Raw genomic sequence first — 16094 nt, 5'->3', positions numbered from 1 at the left:
CAACCACTTCCGTACTGCCCCGGTTTTGCTACCGAGGACTGCCTACGCTGGAAGAGCGAGGGAGGCGAGCTCGCGGATCAGGTCCGCAATGTTGTTGCGCAGCGCGGACTCCGTGGCGATGCGCAGTTGCTCGCTCGGGTTCAGGCTGTCGTCGATGCCGGCCTTCTGCGTCGTGCGCAGCGTCCGCTGATAGAGCACCTTGCCGCCGCCAGCGGCACGTTCCGTCAGTGTGTAGCGGACGGAGAGGGCGACCTCGGGCAGCACCGGCACGTTCGGCTGAGCCAGCGCAAGGACCTCGACCTGCAACTGGTAGCGGCCGGTGTCGGGAACGTCCGGCATCAGCCCCAGGCGCCGCAGCGACTCCTGGTAGGTCTGGTTCAAGGTCATCGCGTTGATGCGGCTGCCCCACCACATCGAGGTCTCCTGGCCCCCGGTGACCGGCAGCAGGTCGATGTTGCGCCGCAGTTGCGGACTGATCCACGAACGCAGCTGCAACGACTCCATGTCGGTCAGCGAGGACTCCAGCGGCCGCGCCGGCGTGCCGCATCCCGCCAGCAGCGCGCAGGCGCACGCCGCGGCAGCCAGCTGGGCCAGCGCGGAACGGAGAGGAGCGGGGCGACGGTCGATCATGCCGGGCATCTTGCCTCCGCAAAGCGGGCGTCGATCGCCCGAAGTGGACCGCTTTCGGGGCTCAGTGTCTGAGGCTCAGGGGACGAGGCTCAGAGCCGCCGATGCTGCAGCGCCGGCAGTTGCTCGCGCACCTGCGCGATGCGCGCCGGATCGATCCTGGCCACCGCCAGGCCTTCGCCCTCGGGCACGCAGGCCAGGACCTCGCCCCACGGGTCGACGATCATGCTGTGGCCCCAGGTGCGGCGGCCGTTCTCATGCGTGCCGCCCTGCGCCGCGGCGATCACGTAGGCCTGGTTCTCGACCGCGCGGGCGCGCAGGAGCAGCTCCCAATGCGCCTGTCCGGTCGTGAAGGTGAAAGCGGCCGGTACGCTGATGAGGTCGAGCGGACGCTCGCCGCCGAAGCTCATGGCGCGGTACAGCTCCGGGAAGCGCAGGTCGTAGCAGATGGACAGGCCCACGCGCAGCGTCGGTCCGTCGGGGATCGCCGCGTCGACCGTCACGGGAGCCTCGCCGGCTTCCAGCACGCGGGCCTCGTCGTAGCGCTCGCGGCCGTTGTCGTAGCAGAACAGGTGGAGCTTGTCGTAGCGCGCCGTCAGCGAGCCGTCCGGCGCGAAGACGCAGGTGGTGTTGCGCACCCGCTCCGCCGGCACCGGCGCGCCGTCGATCGCCATCGGCAGCGTGCCGCCGAGGATCCACACGCCGTGCTCGCGCGCCGCGCGGCTGAGCACGCCCTGGATGGGCGCATCGACGTCACCGGGCCGCTCGGCGAAAGGCAGCTTGTCGGTGTCCTTGTGGCCCATCAGGCAGAAGTACTCGGGCAGCGACACCAGCGCGGCGCCTTGCCGGGCGGCCTCGCCGATCCAGTGGCGGGCGCGCTCGAGGTTCTCCTCCAGCCGGGTGCCGGCCACCATCTGGATCGCGGCGACGGTGACCGGGGCGGCGGCGCGCGGCCCGGCGCTGGGGGAGGCGGTGGATGGCGTGCTCATGGGGCGGTCTCTCCTTGCGGGGCGGCCGTGCCGTTGTAGCTGCCCTGCGGCTGGGCGCGGCGCGGCAATTGCTCGATGCGGGGATCGGACCAGGTGCCGGTGACCCGGAATTCCTCGCTGCTGGCCGCGGCCAGCGGCTTGCGCAGCAGCCACTGCGCCAGGAAGGCGCCCAGCCCGATCGCGGGGTTCACCGCCGCATAGGCGAGCGCCGCGCCGCCGGCGTTGATCTCGGGCAGCACCAGCACGTGCAGGTCCTGGGTCTCGGCGGCAAGGTCCGCGCTGCCTTCCATCAGCACCGCGGCCTGCAGGCCCTTCATGCGCAGGTTGTCGCTGCGGGCCACGCCCTTGCCGATGCGGATGTCGCCGGTGACGTTGTCGAAGGCGAAGCCCTCCGAGAACACGTCGCGGAAGTCCAGCATCAGCCGCCGCGGGATGGACTGGAGGCTCAGCACGCCCAGCAGCCGCCCGACGCCGGGCTCCGCCTTGAGGAACTGGCCCTTCTCCATCGCGACGCTCAACTGGCCGCTCATGCTCGCGTAATCCGGCGAGAGCGGCGACCCCTGCCAGGCCACCTGGCCGGTCAGTTCGCCCTTGCCGCCGCGCAACACCTGGCCCTGGCCGAGGCGCTCCATCAGCTTGCCGGCGTCCGCGACGTCCAGCTTCCAGTCGAGCTCGGTGCGGCGCAGCGCCTGGCCGGGTTCCGGCGCCCACTTGCCGGACGCGCTCAGCGTCGCGTCCGGGCTCTTGAGCACGAGCCGACCGAGACGCCAGTCCCGCGCGTCGCTCTGCTGCTGGGCGTCGATCTCCAGCCGGCCCAGCCGCTTGCCGCGCAGCTCGAAGTCCTCGACGACGATGTCCAGCGTCGGCACCGACTTGGGCTGCTTGTCGAGCAGCTGCTCGACGCCGTCGACGTCGCTGCGGGGCACCGACAGCCGCGACAGCCGGGCATAGACGCGGCCCGGCTGGTTGGGCTTCGCGGCCCGCACCTCGATCAGGCCGCTGAGCTGCTGCGCGTCCATCGAGACCCGCCAGCCCGCGCCACTGTCGTGCGAGATGCCGGCGGTGACGGCGTTCAGCGTGCGGCCCGCCACCTGCAGCGTCTGCGCCTTCAGCGTCAACTGCGACGGCGCGTACCCGCCGTCGGCCATGCCGTCGGTCGCGCTGTCGAGCGCCGTGCCTTCCTTCCCGCCCGTCAGCCCCGGCAACGCGGTCTGCCAGGCGTCGGCGTTGAACTGGTCGAAGGTGGCGCGGGCGACGACGCCCTGCGCCGGCAGCTCGGGCAGCTTCTCGCGCACGGCCACAGCGCCGCGCAGGACCTTCGCCTCGTGCGTCGTCACGTCGCGCTGGTAGAGCGCCTGCACCGGGCCGGCCTCGACGCGCAATTCCTCGCGCTGCGTGCCGGCCTGCGCCGCGATCGCCCGCGTCGCGATGCGCAGGGGCCAGGTCTCGTCGGCGGACTTGTGCATCGGCGCCGGCAGGTTGACCGCGATGCCCTGCATCGGACTGGTGACGGTGACCTCCGTCTGCCCGCCCTTGAGCACGCCCAGCTCGAAGCGCAGCGAGGTCTGTCCGGTCATCACCGACGCGACCTGCTGCAGCCCCAGTTCGGGCGCGTTGCGCAGCGCCTCGGCCGTGACCGTGCCCAGCGCCGCGAAGCGCATCGAGCCGTCAGGCTGGCTGCCGCCGTCGAAGGTGGCGTCGCCGCCCAGCACGCGCGCCTGCCCGCCGCGGATCTGCAGTCCCTTCTGGTCGAAGCTCACCAACGCCTTCGCCTGGCCGAGCAAGGGGGTGTCGGGCCGGATGCGCACGTCGTTGCCGGTCAGCGTGACCAGGCCCTTCACCGTCGTGTCGTCGATGTGCATCAACGGCAGCCGCAGGTTGAGCTTCAGCGCCATCGGGCCGGTGGCGGTCGTGTTGTCCAGCACGTGGCTGGTCAGCGCCGCGACCGGCGAGTTCTTCACGTAGCGCAGGCCGTCGACCAGCGCGCCGCGCGCCTGGCCGTCGATTTCCAGAACGGGCGCGTGGTGGTACAGGTCGGGGATCGATCCCTGGACGTTGAACAGTTCCACGCCCATCAGCTTCGTCTTGGCGTTGCGGATGCTCATGGCGGCGCGGTCGAAGATCAGCTCGGCGTCCAGCTGTTCCATCGCCGGCCACGGCGACTGGAAGGCCGGATGCTCGTCGTCGGCCGGGTGGCTGGGCACATAGGCCAGCGTCAGGTTGCGGACCTGCCCGGACACGCGGAACTGGCCCTTGCTGCGCGGCGCGTCGAAGGGGAAGTCGAGCAGGTCGCCCTGCAGCCGCACCTGGATCTTGTGGACGGTGCCGTCGCGGATTGCGTCGCGGACATACCGTCGCGCCTCGTGGCCCATCGACGCGGGCAGGTAGCGCAGCACCCGCGGCGCGCTGATCTCGTCGATGCGGCCGGTCAGGTCGAGCTTGCCCGCGTCGTGCGGACGCTTGCCGTCACCGCTCTGCCAGGCGCCGTCGATCTCCGCGCGCAGGTCGTCGTTGGCGATCCGGACGCCGTTGAACTGCACCGACCAGCGCGTGCGGGGCTCGTCGGGGGCCGACGCCGCGGTCGCGATCGAGGCCGCCGCGAGCGGGCTGACCGCCGGCTTCACCGTAGACGGCAGCGTCGTCGGCAGCACTGTGGCTGGAGCCGGCGCGCGCTTGCCGCCGAGGGGCGCCGGACGCTGCGCCTGCCAGCGCAGGGTGGCCTGCGCCTGCTTCAGCGGCAGGGACGGCTCTTCGAAGACGCCGGGCAAGGTCACTTCGCCGTTGTTGATCGCCAGCGTGGCGGTGCCGCCCTGCTCGTTGGCGTCGAACTGGAGGTCGGCGCCGCTGACGCCGGGCCGGCCGGTCGGCGGCGAGGAGCCCGGATCCGCAGGCGCTTCCGGCGCCGCGGCCGTCAGGTGCAGGCCCTGCAGCTGTCCCTTGGCGCGGTAGCTGCGCGGCGCGTCGAGCGTGCCCTCCCAGTGGAGCTGCAGCGCGTTGAGCAGACCACCGGGTTTCATGTCGGCGATCAGCTGGCGTTGCGACTCGGCCAGCGGCAGCCGGGCCAGGATCTGCGCCCCGAGGGTCAGGTCCAGCTGCTGCGCCTGGAAGTCGCCTCCGGTCAGCGCTCCGGTCTTGGGGTCGCGTTTCACGTCCAGCAGCCAGTCCGAGCGCGGCCAGTCGAGGCCGTCGCCCGCCTGGAAGCCGAGCCCCTTGGCCTCCAGCGACAGCGATTGCGGCGTCTGCTTGAGCACCAGCCGGCCGCCGATCTTGGCCAGCGCCAGCTCCGGCAGTCCCGGCGCGACGCGCAGCTTCACCGCGCGCAGGCCCATGTCCAGGGTCAGGCTGCGCGGCTCGCCGCGATCCACTTCCAGCCAGGCGCGCAGCGCGCCGTCGCCTTCGTTGAGCTCGAAGGGCAGGTCCACGTAGCGGCGCAGCTCGCTGACGTCGGTGCGCGGCAGGTGGCCGAAGAGCTGCCCGCTCCAGCGCTGCACGTCGCCGGGGCGGTCCAGCAGCGATTGCGTGAATTCGCCGCGCAGCGTGAAGCGCTCGCCCCAGCCGGCCGGCGGCGTCGCGTCCAGCCGCAGCCGGTGGCGCCGCAGGCCGTTGCGCAGCACCAGGTTCAGGTCGAAGAGCTCCAGCGGCGGCGCCGCGCGCAGCTCGTCGACCCAGCGGATGCGGCCATGCAGGATGACGAATTCATGCTGCTCGAAGAACCAGTCGGCGGCGTCGTCGGAGGCCTGCGTGTCGGACGGGCCGTCGACGCTGAGGCCGGCGACGAAGACGCGGCCCTTGGCATCGCGACGCAGCAGCAGCTCGGGGCTGTCCAGCAGCAGCTGGGAGAAACGCAGTTCAAGGGCCAGCAGCGAGCGCGGCGACAGCGCGGCGCTGACGCGCGGCAGGTGCAGGGCTTCGTGGCCGGCGGCGTCGGTGATCCGGACGTCGCGCAGGTCCAGCGTGGGGATCCAGCCCGAGGATTTGGCGCTGATGGCGCCGATCTTCACGGGTACCCCCAATGCCTGGGTGGCTTGCTTTTCGAGCTCGGGTCGCCAGTCGTCGATGTGGGGCAGAATCGCCCAGTGCAATGCCAGCCAGGCCGCGATCAGCAGGGAGAAAACCCCTGCCGAAGCCAGACCGAGCCAGAGGGCGCAACGTGCCCACCAGCGTCGTTTCGCGACCGCGGAACCGGAGTCAGGACTGGTGGCGGCGGACGAAGACATGTAAGGGTGGACGGCGGTCGCCGAATCTAGCACAGCCATTCCGGCCATGAGCCAGCGAGAGCATTCTTTACCGATGGATTCAGTTGCCTCGGCAACCTCGAACCCGGCAGGCGCCACGACGCCCGCCGCGTCCGCGGACCACAGCCGTTTCGTTCAGCGCATCCGCCGCCGTTACGCGGCTGAGTTGCCGTTGCTGCCGCCCGGGCTGCCGGACGACGTCACGATGCGTGCCGTCGTGGACCGGCTCCGGCAAGCCGGGCGCCCGCTGCCCGCCGCGCTGCGCGTGATGCGCCAGCTGGTGATGGAACGGCTGGCCGTGCTCGACGTCGAGCAGGGCGCCCCGATGACCGACGTGACGCAGGCGATGACGCACCTGGCGGAGGTGACGCTGGACATCGGCGTCGTGGCCTGCCGCGCCGAACTCGACGCCCAGTACGGCGCGCCACGCGACGCCGTCGGCCAGGACATCGACTTCTGGGTCGTCGGCATGGGCAAGCTCGGCGGGCGCGAGCTCAACGTGTCCTCCGACATCGACCTGATCTATGTCTACGAGGAAGACGGCCAGACGGAAGGCAACGGCGCCGGCGGCCAGAAGATCTCCGCGCACGAATACTTCGCCCAGCTGTCGCGGCGGCTGTCGACGCTGATCGGCGACGTGACCGAGGATGGTCAGGTCTTCCGCGTCGACCTCGCGCTGCGGCCGAACGGCAACTCCGGACCGCCCGCCGTCAGCATGGCGATGCTGGAGGAGTACTTCCTCGTCCAGGGCCGCGAATGGGAGCGCTTCGCGTGGTTGAAGAGCCGCATCGTCGCGCCGCGCGAGAGCGTCAAGAGCGGCCGCGCGATGCAGCTGCGCAGCCTGGTGACGCCCTTCGTCTACCGGCGTTATCTGGATTACGGCGTCTTCGAAGGCCTGCGGCAGCTGCACCGCAAGATCCGCGACGAGGCCCAGCGCCGCGCCGCCGGGCGGCCCGAGCGGGCCAACGACGTCAAGCTGTCGCGCGGCGGCATCCGCGAGATCGAGTTCATCGTCCAGCTGCTGCAGGTGGTGCGCGGCGGGCAGTTCCCGGAGATCCGCACCCGCTCGACGTTGAAGGCGCTGACGCGGCTGGCCGCGCGCGGCCTGATGAAGCCCGAGACCGCCACGGCGCTGGCCCAGGGCTACGACTTCCTGCGGCGCGTCGAGCACCGCATCCAGTACCTGGACGACCAGCAGACCCACTGCCTGCCCGCGGCGGACGAGGACATCGGCTGGATCGCGCGCAGCCTGAACCTGACCTGCAACAGCCACGCCTGTCCGCTGCTGGACAAGCTGATGGAAGTGCGGGAGCTGGTGGCGACCGAGTTCGACGCGCTGCTGCACGACGGCGTCGCGCCGGGCGGCAAGGGCAATTGCAGGAACGGCATGTGCGGCGGGCCGCCGCTGCCGATCGACAGCGAGGAATTCCTCGACAAGCTGCCTGCCGAACTGGCGGGCAATGTGCGCCGCTGGGCCCAGCAGCCGCGTGTGCAGAGCCTGCGCGAGGAATCGCGGCTGCGGCTGGCCAAGCTGGTCGGGCGCGCGGCGCAGGCGGTGCGCCAGGGCGAGTGCACGATGGACGCGGCACAGCGCTTCGTCGACTGGATCGAGCCGCTGCTGCGCCGCGAGAGTTACCTGGCGCTGCTGGTCGAACGCCCCCCCGTGCAAGGCCGGCTGCTGCGCCTGCTGGGACTGGCGCGCTGGCCGATGCGCTACCTGATGCAGCATCCCGGCGTGATCGATGAACTGGCCGACGCGCGGCTGCTGAACGAGCGCTTCGACGGTCCGGCCTTCATCCAGGACCTGCAGGCGCGTCACGACGCCTGGGCCGAACACGGCGAGGCGAGCGAGGATGCGCTGCTCGACAGCGTGCGCCGCGCGCATCACGCCGAGGTCTTCCGCACGCTGGTGCGGGACGTGGAAGGGCAGATCAGCGTCGAGCAGGTCGCCGACGAACTGTCGCTGCTGGCCGATGCCACGCTGCAATGCGTGCTCGACTGGGCCTGGGACCGCCTCAAGCAGAAACACCGCCCGGCACCGCGCCTGGCGGTCATCGCCTACGGCAAGCTGGGCGGCAAGGAACTGGGCTACGGCAGCGACCTGGACCTGGTCTTCCTCTTCGACGACGAGGACGACAACGCGGCCGAGATCTACGGCGCCTTCATCCGCAAGCTGATCACCTGGCTGACGATCCGGACCGCGGCGGGGGAGCTCTTCGACATCGACACGGCGCTGCGGCCCAACGGGAACTCGGGGCTGCTGGTGACCTCGCTGTCCTCGTTCGAGAACTACCAGGGCGGACGTGGCAGCAACACGGCGTGGACCTGGGAACACCAGGCGATCACGCGGGCGCGTTTCTGCGCCGGCGACGCGTCGCTGGCCGAGCGATTCGAGGCCACGCGCCGCGCGGTGCTGACCGCGCCGCGCGATCCGGCGGCGCTGCGCGAGGAGGTCGTCGCGATGCGCGAGAAGCTGCGCGCCGCGCGGACCGTGCGCGCCGGCTTCTTCGACGTCAAGCACAGCCCGGGCGGCATGGTCGACGCCGAATTCGCGTTGCAGTACCTGATCCTGGCGCACTCCGCGCAGCACCCGGAACTGCTGGCCAACGCCGGCAACATCGCATTGCTGCAGCGCGCCGAGTCGTTCGGACTGCTGCCCGCCGACGTGGGCCGCGCAGCCGCGGACGCGTACCGCGAGCTGCGGCGCGTGCAACACCGGGCGCGGCTGAACGAGCAGTCGACCTCGCTCGACGGCGAGGCCGCCGAGGCGCTTGCGCCGCAGCGCGACGCGGTGCTGGCGCTCTGGCGGGCCGTCTTCGGCTGAGTCGCGGAGCGGGACCGGATGCCGGGACGCGCTTGGCTCCTCGTCGCGATGGCGTTGGCCATCGGCTCGATGGTCGCCTGGATCCAGCCGCCGCAAGTGCAGGCCGCGATGGCGTGGCGACCCGAACTTGCGGCGACCCAACCCTGGCGTGCCGTCAGCGCGGCGTGGCTGCACTGGAGCCCGCAACACCTGATCGCCAACCTCGCCGGCTGCGCCGTGATCGGGCTGCTCGGCATCGCCGCGCGGCTGACCGCGCGTGACGCGGCGGCGTGGCTGCTGGCGTGGCCGCTGACGCAGTTCGGCCTGCTGATCGAGCCCTCGCTCGAGCGTTTCGGCGGCGCGTCCGGCGTGCTGCACGCGGGGGTCGCGGTGGCCGCGATCGGGATGATGCGGATGCGGGCGTCTCACGGGCGGGAGCGCGTGATCGGGCTGCTCATCGGCGTCGGACTGGCCGTGAAGGTCGCGGCGGAGCGGCCCTTGTCGGCGCCGGCCTTGCGGCACTGGGACGGCTGGAACATCGCGATCGCGCCGCTGGCGCACCTGACGGGGCTGATCGCCGGCGTGGCGACGGCGCTGCTGTGTGCGTTGGCCGCGCGGGCCTGGGCAAGTCGCACTGACCGCCGGGCATGATCCGGCGCCATGGAACGCAAGCAGCATCTCGACAGCACGGCGGTGGTCATCCTCCTGGGATGCTGCGTGCTGTGGGGCCTGAACCAGGTCGCGGCCAAGGCCGCGCTGACCGAGATCGGTCCGCTGTGGCAGGCGGCCTTGCGCTCCGGCCTGGCCGGCGCGCTGGTGTGGGGCTTCGCCGCGGCGCGCGGCATCGCGCTGTTCCGGCGTGACGGCAGCCTGCCGGGCGGGCTGCTCGCGGGCCTGCTGTTCGCGGCTGAATTCGCCTGCATCTTTATCGGCCTGCAGTACACGACGGCGTCGCGGATGGTGGTCTTCCTCTACCTGTCGCCGTTCGTCGTTGCGCTGGGCATGCCCTTGATCTCGCCGGCCGAGCGGCTGACGAAGCGGCAAGCCGCGGGGCTGCTGGTCGCCTTCGGCGCGGTGGCCTTCGCGTTCGGCGAGGGACTGCACGGGACCGGGCAGACGATGCAGTGGCTGGGCGATGCACTGGGGGTGCTGGCCGCGCTGCTGTGGGGCGGAACGACGCTGGCGATCCGCGCGACGAAGCTGTCGTCCGCCAGCGCGGAGAAGACGCTGCTGTACCAGCTGGCGATCTCGGCGATGGCGCTCGCGGCCGGCGCGATGGCGGCCGGCGAGTCGCTCCCGCTCGACTGGTCTTGGCGCCTGCTGGGGCTGTTCGGTTTCCAGGCGGTGATCGTGTCGTTCGCGAGCTACCTGTTGTGGTTCTGGCTGATCCGCCACTACCCGGCGACCAAGCTGTCCAGCTTCACGCTGAGCACGCCGTTGTTCGGCCTCATCGCGGGCGCGCTGCTGCTGGGCGAGCCGATCACCCCGCGATTGATGCTCGCGCTTGCGGGCCTGGCGGCGGGGATCGTGATGGTGAATCGCTGAGGCTGCTCAAGGCGAATTGAGGAAGTCGAGCACGGGGTTGCGAGGCGGCGGCGGCGGATCCCTGTCGAAGTTCCGTTTGGCCCATTGGGCCAAGGGAGAGTTTTCGGGAAGGGCTTTTCGGATTCGTTCTTCCTCCAGATATTGTTGAAGCACCTCGCCGAAAGTGATTTCATGCGGCGCCTTTCGACGCGGATGCTGGACAAGGGGGCTGGGCATGACGTCAATCGTCGCTGCATGGTCTATCGCGTTCATGTGATGGCCTTCAAGCAAGTGAGTGATGGAGTCGCGCCGAGTAGCGCGTGTTCCGGCTGAGGTCGAAGAAGTGCTTCCGGTGGATCCATACCAATCCTTCTTCTTTGGTAATGACCGCCACGTCGATGGGTCCGCCAACGGTCTCGGTTGACGATGTCACCCGTTCTTTCAGGGACTGGAGTTCGAGAAGAGATGTCGCCAAATGGGCCATCTCCTCGATGCCCAGGCTTTGAAGAATCCCAAGCAGCGGAGCCCGGTTGCTCTGCCAGTTCAGCCGTTTCCAGTCCGCCATGAAATCGCGCTGGCAGGTGTCGGAAATCTGTTCGATGCACTGGTCTGGAACGTCAATGCCAGCCTCATGAAGTCGCTGGAAGACCTTCGCGAAAGCAATCTGGCTTTGTTCATTGACGATGCCCTCGAGGGCTCGATCGAAGCCGTCCGTGAAGACATTGATCATCGAACTCATGGCGAACGGCTGGATCAAGGCGTCTCCGTCTCGCGTCATTTCATATGAGTTCTGAAGTCGATAGAACAGCTCGTCGCCCAGATGACCGAATATCTCCAGCTGGACATAGGAGGGGAAGATCTGATCCTCGCCATACCCCGCGATGACGAGGCCGGAACGTGGCAGAAGGACCTCGGGCATGACATACCGCAGTCGATGCCCCAGGTCGGCAAGGTCCTCGCAGTCCATCGCCTGCAACGAGTCAGATCCTGCGATTTGGATCTGCGCGCGCCGCACCCAGGGATCCAGTTCTTCGAGAGCGCGATGCATGGCTTCTTCCGTCAAAGGGGCGGCGACGCCCTTCGCATTCAGAATCGCACGGATGCGGTTCACCTGCCTGTCCCAAGCCGACCGACGCAGATCGAGTGGCAGTGCTGTGTCGAGGATCGATTCGTCGCCGTTGCACGCGAGGCGGGCGACCTCCTTGATCGCTGCGTCGAACTGCCCGGTCGTCTCTTGTTCCCTGAACGTCGTTGGAAACAGCCGGTCGTTGGCGGTCAAGAACGAGATGATCGCCGCAGCGTATTCGAGCGTCCGATTGAAGGTCCTCGGCCCAAGATGTGAGCGAAACAGTTTGATCGCCAATTCCCAGGGGACAGCGTCGATGCTGGCGTTGCCGAAGACGGCTGCGGCCATCGCGCCGTTCTTCGTCAACTCGAAGATCTTGTTGGCCGACTTCGAGTAACGCGGATGGTCGGAGCCGGACGAGGTCGTCGCGGCGCTGTCGGCGCCGATGACGATTGCGCGCTTGTTGAGAAGAAGTACTTCGCTGGTCATCCGATGTCCCGGTTCAGGAGAACTGACGTTTCGAGCGCCGTCTGCCTGATGCGGAAGCGACCGAAGGAAGCTTGAAATTGTTGGCGACGGTCGGCGTCACTGGCAATTCGCTCATTTCGGTGAGATCGATGCAATTGCATGCAGTCGCTCCCTCCAAATGGGAGCGCATGGGCTGTGGATGTCACCCCTTCGACCCTCGAATGGGGGAAGCGCCTACCGCTCGCATCGCCGTCCGTCTATACGCCTGCTAGAGCGCCTGGAGGGCCTCGCCATTCGACTGTGACCCCCTCGCTGCCGGATTCGCCGGCTTCGAGCAGCCACGCCTCGTCGCCATCGCGCCCCCGACCGACATCGAGATGGGCCGGGTGGGCGACGGGACCTGAGGGCGCGGGGCAGGCCGCTTCCGGCCCGGCCGCGGTCAGGCGTTCAGAGTTCGATGATCCCGCGCTTCAACGCGATCGTGACCGCGTGGGTGCGGTCCTTCGCCGACAGCTTGCCCAGGATGGTCCGCATGTGGACCTTCACCGTCTCCTCGGTCAGCGAGAGGTGCTCCGCCACCTCCTTGTTCGCGTGACCGAGCGCCACCAGGCGCAGCACCTGCGTCTCGCGCAGCGACAGCGCACGGCTGCCGGCATGCTGCGCGATGGCGGCCTCGATGGCCGGCGGCACCATCATCCGGCCGGCATGCACGCCGCGGATGGTGTCCAGCAGCTCGGTGCGCATCAGGCCCTTGAGCAGGTAGCCCACCGCACCGGCCTTGATCGCGCGCGCGGCCTGGAAATCGCCGGGAAAGGTCGTGAGGATGACGATCCGCGCCTGCGGGAACTCGCGACGGATGGCCGTCATCGCCTCGATGCCGTCCATGTCCCGCATGCGCAGGTCCATCAGCGTCACGTCGGGCTGGTGCTGGCGGAAGCGCGACAGCGCCTCCAGGCCGGTCGTGGCCTCGGCCACCATGCGCATGTCGGGCTCGGCGTCGATGACCGTCGTGATGCCGCTGCGCATCAGCGCATGGTCGTCAACGGCCATCACCGTGATGGGGGAGGAGATCGGGGCGGAGTCGTTCACGCGCGGTCAGCGGTCAGGTCGGGAGCGCCGGCTCGTGGGCGCAAGGGCCGAAGCGTAGCCGCAGCCGACGGTCCGGATCGCCCCTGGGGCTACTCCCGCTCCCTCGAAAGAGTTAGCCCGGAGGTGTCGCGCCGGCGCCTCGCGCCACCCCCGCGGCTCGCCCGATCCGCCCGCCGCTTCTGCTAGTGTTCCGGCCCCATGACGTTGTCGCTCGTGATGTCCGCTCCCATGCGCCGTACGCCCCGGGCTTCGCCGGCGGCGACGACGGCGTTGCGCGCGATGGCGACGCTCATGTCGATCGCGAGCGGGGCCTGGAAGGCGGTTGGGATGGCGGTGCTGGCCGCGACGCTGCTGCTGGCCGCCGTGCCGGTCCGCGCGCTGGACCACGGGCTCGCCATGAACCAGTTCCATCACCGTGCCTGGACCGCCGAGGACGGCGTGCCGATGGAAACCTGGACCATGGCCCAGACGCCGGACGGACTGCTCTGGATGGGCGGCCCGAACGGCTTGACGCGCTTCGACGGCGTGCGCTTCGAGCGCTTCCGCCCGCCGCCGCCGCAGGAGTTCCCGTCCGGCACCGTGGCGAAGGTGCTGGCGACGTCCGGTGGCGATCTGTGGGCCGCCTTCTTCCCGCGCGGGCTGGTCCGGATCCGCGGCGACCAGGTCTGGCGCGTGCCGGTGACGGAGGCGGTGGCGACCGCCCGCATCCGGTCCATCGCCGAGGATGCGGACGGCGCGATCTGGGCGGGCGGTGCGACCGAGCTCTTCCGCTTCCAGAACGACCGCTGGGAGCGCATCGACGCGTCGTGGGGCGTGGAGGGCCGCGCCATCGACGGCGCGGTCGTCGACGGGCGCGGCACCGTCTGGATCTGCGACAACGAGCGCCTGCTCGGACTGCCGCAGGGCGAGACGCGTTTCCGCGCCGTCGGCGACTGCAAGGAGGCGACCAGCCTCCAGGTGCTGCGCGGCGAGACCTGGCTGGTCTTTGCCAACGAGATGCGCAAGGCGCCGGCGCTGTCGCGGATGGCCATCGCGCGGGACCCGCGGCTGTCGACGCGGCGGGGGTCGTCGACCGTGGTGGACCGCGACGGCAACCTGTGGACCGTGTTCTGCCCGGCGGGCCTGTGCCGCCGCCGGCTGCCCTGGCCGCTGGAGGGCGACCGCGTGCCGCTGACCGGCGAGTACGAACGCTTCGCCGCGCCGGAGGGCCTGTCGGGCGACTTCGGGATGATGATCCTCGAGGACGTCGAAGGCAGTCTGTGGGTCGCGACCAAGACCGGCCTGGACCGCTTCCGGCGGGCCGCGCTCGTGCCCGCGCCGATGCCGCGCGCCACCAGCAATTTCGCGCTCGCGGCGGATCCGGGCGGCGGGGTGACGGTGGCGGCGTACTCGCCGGTGGCGTCCACCGTGTGGCGGCTGTCGGGCCCTGCGGGCGAGGCCGAGAAGCTGCCGGCGCCGGGCGCGCAGATCACCGCGGCGGGCCGCGACGGCCAGGGGCGGCTCTGGCTGGTCGGACCCGCGGGACTCTGGCGCCGCGAGGGCGCGCGGTGGGAGGGGATTCCCAGACCGCCGGGCGTCGGGGAGCGCTGGATCAGCGGCATCGTCCCCTACGGCGACGGCCTGATGGTCGCCTTCCAGCGCGGAGGCGTGCAGACCTGGGAGGACGGCCGCTGGCAGCCGCTGTCGTTGCCGGGACAGCCGTCGCCGCTGGAGGCCGCGGTGGCGTGGGCCGGCGACGGCACCTACTGGTTCGGACTCAAGGACAACCAGGTGCTGCGCTGGGCCGACGGCAAGGTGCGCAGTTTCGGGCCGGCGCAGGGTGTGGATGTCGGCGACGTGTTGCTGGTCCATGCCGGCCGGTCGCGACTGCTGATCGCGGGCGAACGCGGCGTGGCGATCCTGTGGGACCACCGCTTCGTGCCATTGGCGACCGAGGTGCCGGAGACGCTGGCCGGCGTGTCCGGCATCGCCGAGACCGCGGACGGCGACCTGTGGCTCAACGGGCGCAAGGGGGCGGTCCATGTCCGGCGCGAGGACCTGCTCCGCTTCCTGGGCGATCCCGGCCAGCCGCTGAAGGTGGAGGTGCTGGACACGCTGGACGGCCACCCGGGCGGCGCCACCGCCTTCTGGCCGCAGCCGAGCGTGGTGGAGGCCGCGGACGGCCGGTTGTGGTTCGCGGGCACGACCGGCGTGGCGTGGCTGGATCCGCGGCGGTCACGGCGCAACGCGGTGCCGCCCGTGGTGCGGATCACCGGGCTGCGCGCCCATGGCGTCGAGTACGCGCCGGGCGCGACGGTGACGCTCCCGAAGCACGCCGAGATGATGGAGCTGCGCTTCTCCGCCGCGAGCCTCGCGGTGCCGGAACGGGTGAGCTTCCGCTACCGGCTGGACGGGGTCGATACGCGCTGGCGCGACGCGGGTCCGCGGCGGGAGACGGCCTACAACAGCCTGGGTCCGGGCAGCTACCGCTTCCACGTGCTGGCCATCAACAGCGACGGCGTCGCGGCGCCGCAGGAAGCGATCCAGGACATCGTCATCCCGGCCGCCTGGTACCAGACGGCGCTGTTCCGCGTGTTGTGCGTGGCGGCGGTGATCGCGCTGATCTGGGCCTTGCACCGGCTGCGCCTGAGGCAGGCCGCGCGGCGGGCGCGCGAGAAGATGCGCACCCGCATGGCCGAGCGCGACCGCATCGCCCGCGAGCTGCACGACACGCTGCTGCAGGGCGTGCAGGGGCTGATCCTGCGTTTCGAGGCGCACTCCGCGCAGCTGCCGGCGGCGCATCCGGTGCGCGCGGCGATCGATGCGGACCTGCTGATGGCCGACGACGTGCTGGATGAGAGCCGCCGCCGCGTGATGGCGTTGCGCGGCTCCCAGCCAGGTAGCGCGAGCCTGCCGAGGGCGCTGGAGGACATCGCGTCGCAGCTGGCGCGGGACTACGACGGCGAGTTCCGGCTGGAAATCGTCGGCCGCGAGCGGCCGCTGCGGGCGGAGGTCCGGGACGAGCTGCGATTGATCTTCGGCGAGGCGCTGCTGAATGCCTTCCGGCACGCGCGGGCGAATCGCATCACGATGACCTGGCGCTTCGGATGGTGGCGACTGCGCGTGGAGCTGCGCGACGATGGCGAAGGCATGCCGCCGTCGCTGGCCGCGAGCGGCCGACCAGGGCACATGGGACTGGCGTCGATGCGGGAGCGCGCGCGCGCGGTGGGCGCGCGCTTGACGATCACCAGCGCGCCGGGGCAAGGCACGAGCGTGACCTTGACGATGCGTGCATCGCGCGCGAGCTGAACGCT

Annotated in this window: 10 protein-coding genes; 4 read left to right on the top strand and 6 right to left on the bottom strand. The window is 70.4% G+C overall.

Going from position 1 to position 16094, the window contains the following annotated elements; translation table 11 throughout:
- Positions 1-42: 42 nt before the first annotated feature.
- The 3 genes from AC1VNM_RS19845 to AC1VNM_RS19835 all read right to left on the bottom strand — a co-directional run bounded on the left by AC1VNM_RS19845 (position 43) and on the right by AC1VNM_RS19835 (position 5833).
- Complete coding sequence (locus tag AC1VNM_RS19845; protein WP_377159562.1) at positions 43-630, bottom strand: hypothetical protein; 588 nt, start codon at positions 628-630, stop codon at positions 43-45.
- Between the two features lie 89 nt (positions 631-719).
- Entirely contained in the window at positions 720-1616 is an 897-nt protein-coding gene (locus tag AC1VNM_RS19840) for a carbon-nitrogen hydrolase family protein (protein ID WP_483108032.1), read from the bottom strand.
- Positions 1613-5833: a YhdP family protein gene (locus AC1VNM_RS19835; RefSeq protein WP_483108031.1), complete on the bottom strand. Its 4221-nt coding sequence runs from the start codon at positions 5831-5833 to the stop codon at positions 1613-1615. The genes AC1VNM_RS19840 and AC1VNM_RS19835 overlap by 4 nt, the downstream gene beginning before the upstream one ends.
- 73 nt (positions 5834-5906) lie before the next feature.
- Between AC1VNM_RS19835 and glnE the strand changes: the two genes are divergently transcribed.
- From glnE to AC1VNM_RS19820, 3 genes are read left to right on the top strand one after another with little or no spacing between them, the layout of a single operon-like run.
- Positions 5907-8675, top strand: coding sequence for a bifunctional [glutamate--ammonia ligase]-adenylyl-L-tyrosine phosphorylase/[glutamate--ammonia-ligase] adenylyltransferase (gene glnE, locus AC1VNM_RS19830; RefSeq protein WP_483108030.1), 2769 nt, complete (start codon positions 5907-5909; stop codon positions 8673-8675).
- A gap of 18 nt (positions 8676-8693) precedes the next feature.
- The gene (gene rrtA / locus AC1VNM_RS19825; RefSeq protein WP_483108029.1) at positions 8694-9305 is read left to right on the top strand and encodes a rhombosortase; all 612 of its coding nucleotides are present in this window, start codon (positions 8694-8696) and stop codon (positions 9303-9305) included.
- 9 nt (positions 9306-9314) lie between these two features.
- A complete protein-coding gene (locus AC1VNM_RS19820) occupies positions 9315-10199 on the top strand; it encodes a DMT family transporter (RefSeq protein WP_377159570.1) in 885 nt (294 codons plus the stop codon).
- Positions 10200-10205: 6 nt separating this feature from the next.
- On the opposite strand, the gene AC1VNM_RS19815 is transcribed toward AC1VNM_RS19820, so the two are convergent.
- From AC1VNM_RS19815 to AC1VNM_RS19805, 3 genes are all read right to left on the bottom strand, one after another.
- Positions 10206-10451 (bottom strand): hypothetical protein, encoded by a 246-nt coding sequence (locus AC1VNM_RS19815; RefSeq protein ID WP_377159572.1) that lies wholly within the window; start codon positions 10449-10451, stop codon positions 10206-10208.
- Positions 10452-10461: 10 nt separating this feature from the next.
- On the bottom strand, positions 10462-11733 hold the full coding sequence (locus AC1VNM_RS19810; RefSeq protein ID WP_483108028.1) for a hypothetical protein: 1272 nt from the start codon (positions 11731-11733) through the stop codon (positions 10462-10464).
- 426 nt (positions 11734-12159) lie between these two features.
- Positions 12160-12801, bottom strand: coding sequence for a response regulator (locus tag AC1VNM_RS19805; protein ID WP_431100497.1), 642 nt, complete (start codon positions 12799-12801; stop codon positions 12160-12162).
- 228 nt (positions 12802-13029) lie between these two features.
- Between AC1VNM_RS19805 and AC1VNM_RS19800 the strand changes: the two genes are divergently transcribed.
- On the top strand, positions 13030-16089 hold the full coding sequence (locus AC1VNM_RS19800) for a sensor histidine kinase (protein ID WP_483108027.1): 3060 nt from the start codon (positions 13030-13032) through the stop codon (positions 16087-16089).
- The last annotated feature ends 5 nt before the right edge of the window (positions 16090-16094 follow it).

The organism is Mitsuaria sp. MSU3D (assembly GCF_056867975.1).
This window is presented reverse-complemented; position numbering and strand designations above follow the sequence as displayed.

Bases quoted from the DNA above. Each gene is read 5' to 3' on its own strand.
- AC1VNM_RS19815 (WP_377159572.1), bottom strand. From the start codon at position 10,451: ATGAACGCGATAGACCATGCAGCGACGATTGACGTCATGCCCAGCCCC.
- AC1VNM_RS19840 (WP_483108032.1), bottom strand. From the start codon at position 1,616: ATGAGCACGCCATCCACCGCCTCCCCCAGCGCCGGGCCGCGCGCCGCC.
- glnE (WP_483108030.1), top strand. From the start codon at position 5,907: ATGGATTCAGTTGCCTCGGCAACCTCGAACCCGGCAGGCGCCACGACG.
- AC1VNM_RS19820 (WP_377159570.1), top strand. From the start codon at position 9,315: ATGGAACGCAAGCAGCATCTCGACAGCACGGCGGTGGTCATCCTCCTG.
- AC1VNM_RS19800 (WP_483108027.1), top strand. From the start codon at position 13,030: ATGCGCCGTACGCCCCGGGCTTCGCCGGCGGCGACGACGGCGTTGCGC.
- AC1VNM_RS19835 (WP_483108031.1), bottom strand. From the start codon at position 5,833: ATGTCTTCGTCCGCCGCCACCAGTCCTGACTCCGGTTCCGCGGTCGCG.
- rrtA (WP_483108029.1), top strand. From the start codon at position 8,694: ATGCCGGGACGCGCTTGGCTCCTCGTCGCGATGGCGTTGGCCATCGGC.
- AC1VNM_RS19810 (WP_483108028.1), bottom strand. From the start codon at position 11,733: ATGACCAGCGAAGTACTTCTTCTCAACAAGCGCGCAATCGTCATCGGC.
- AC1VNM_RS19845 (WP_377159562.1), bottom strand. From the start codon at position 630: ATGATCGACCGTCGCCCCGCTCCTCTCCGTTCCGCGCTGGCCCAGCTG.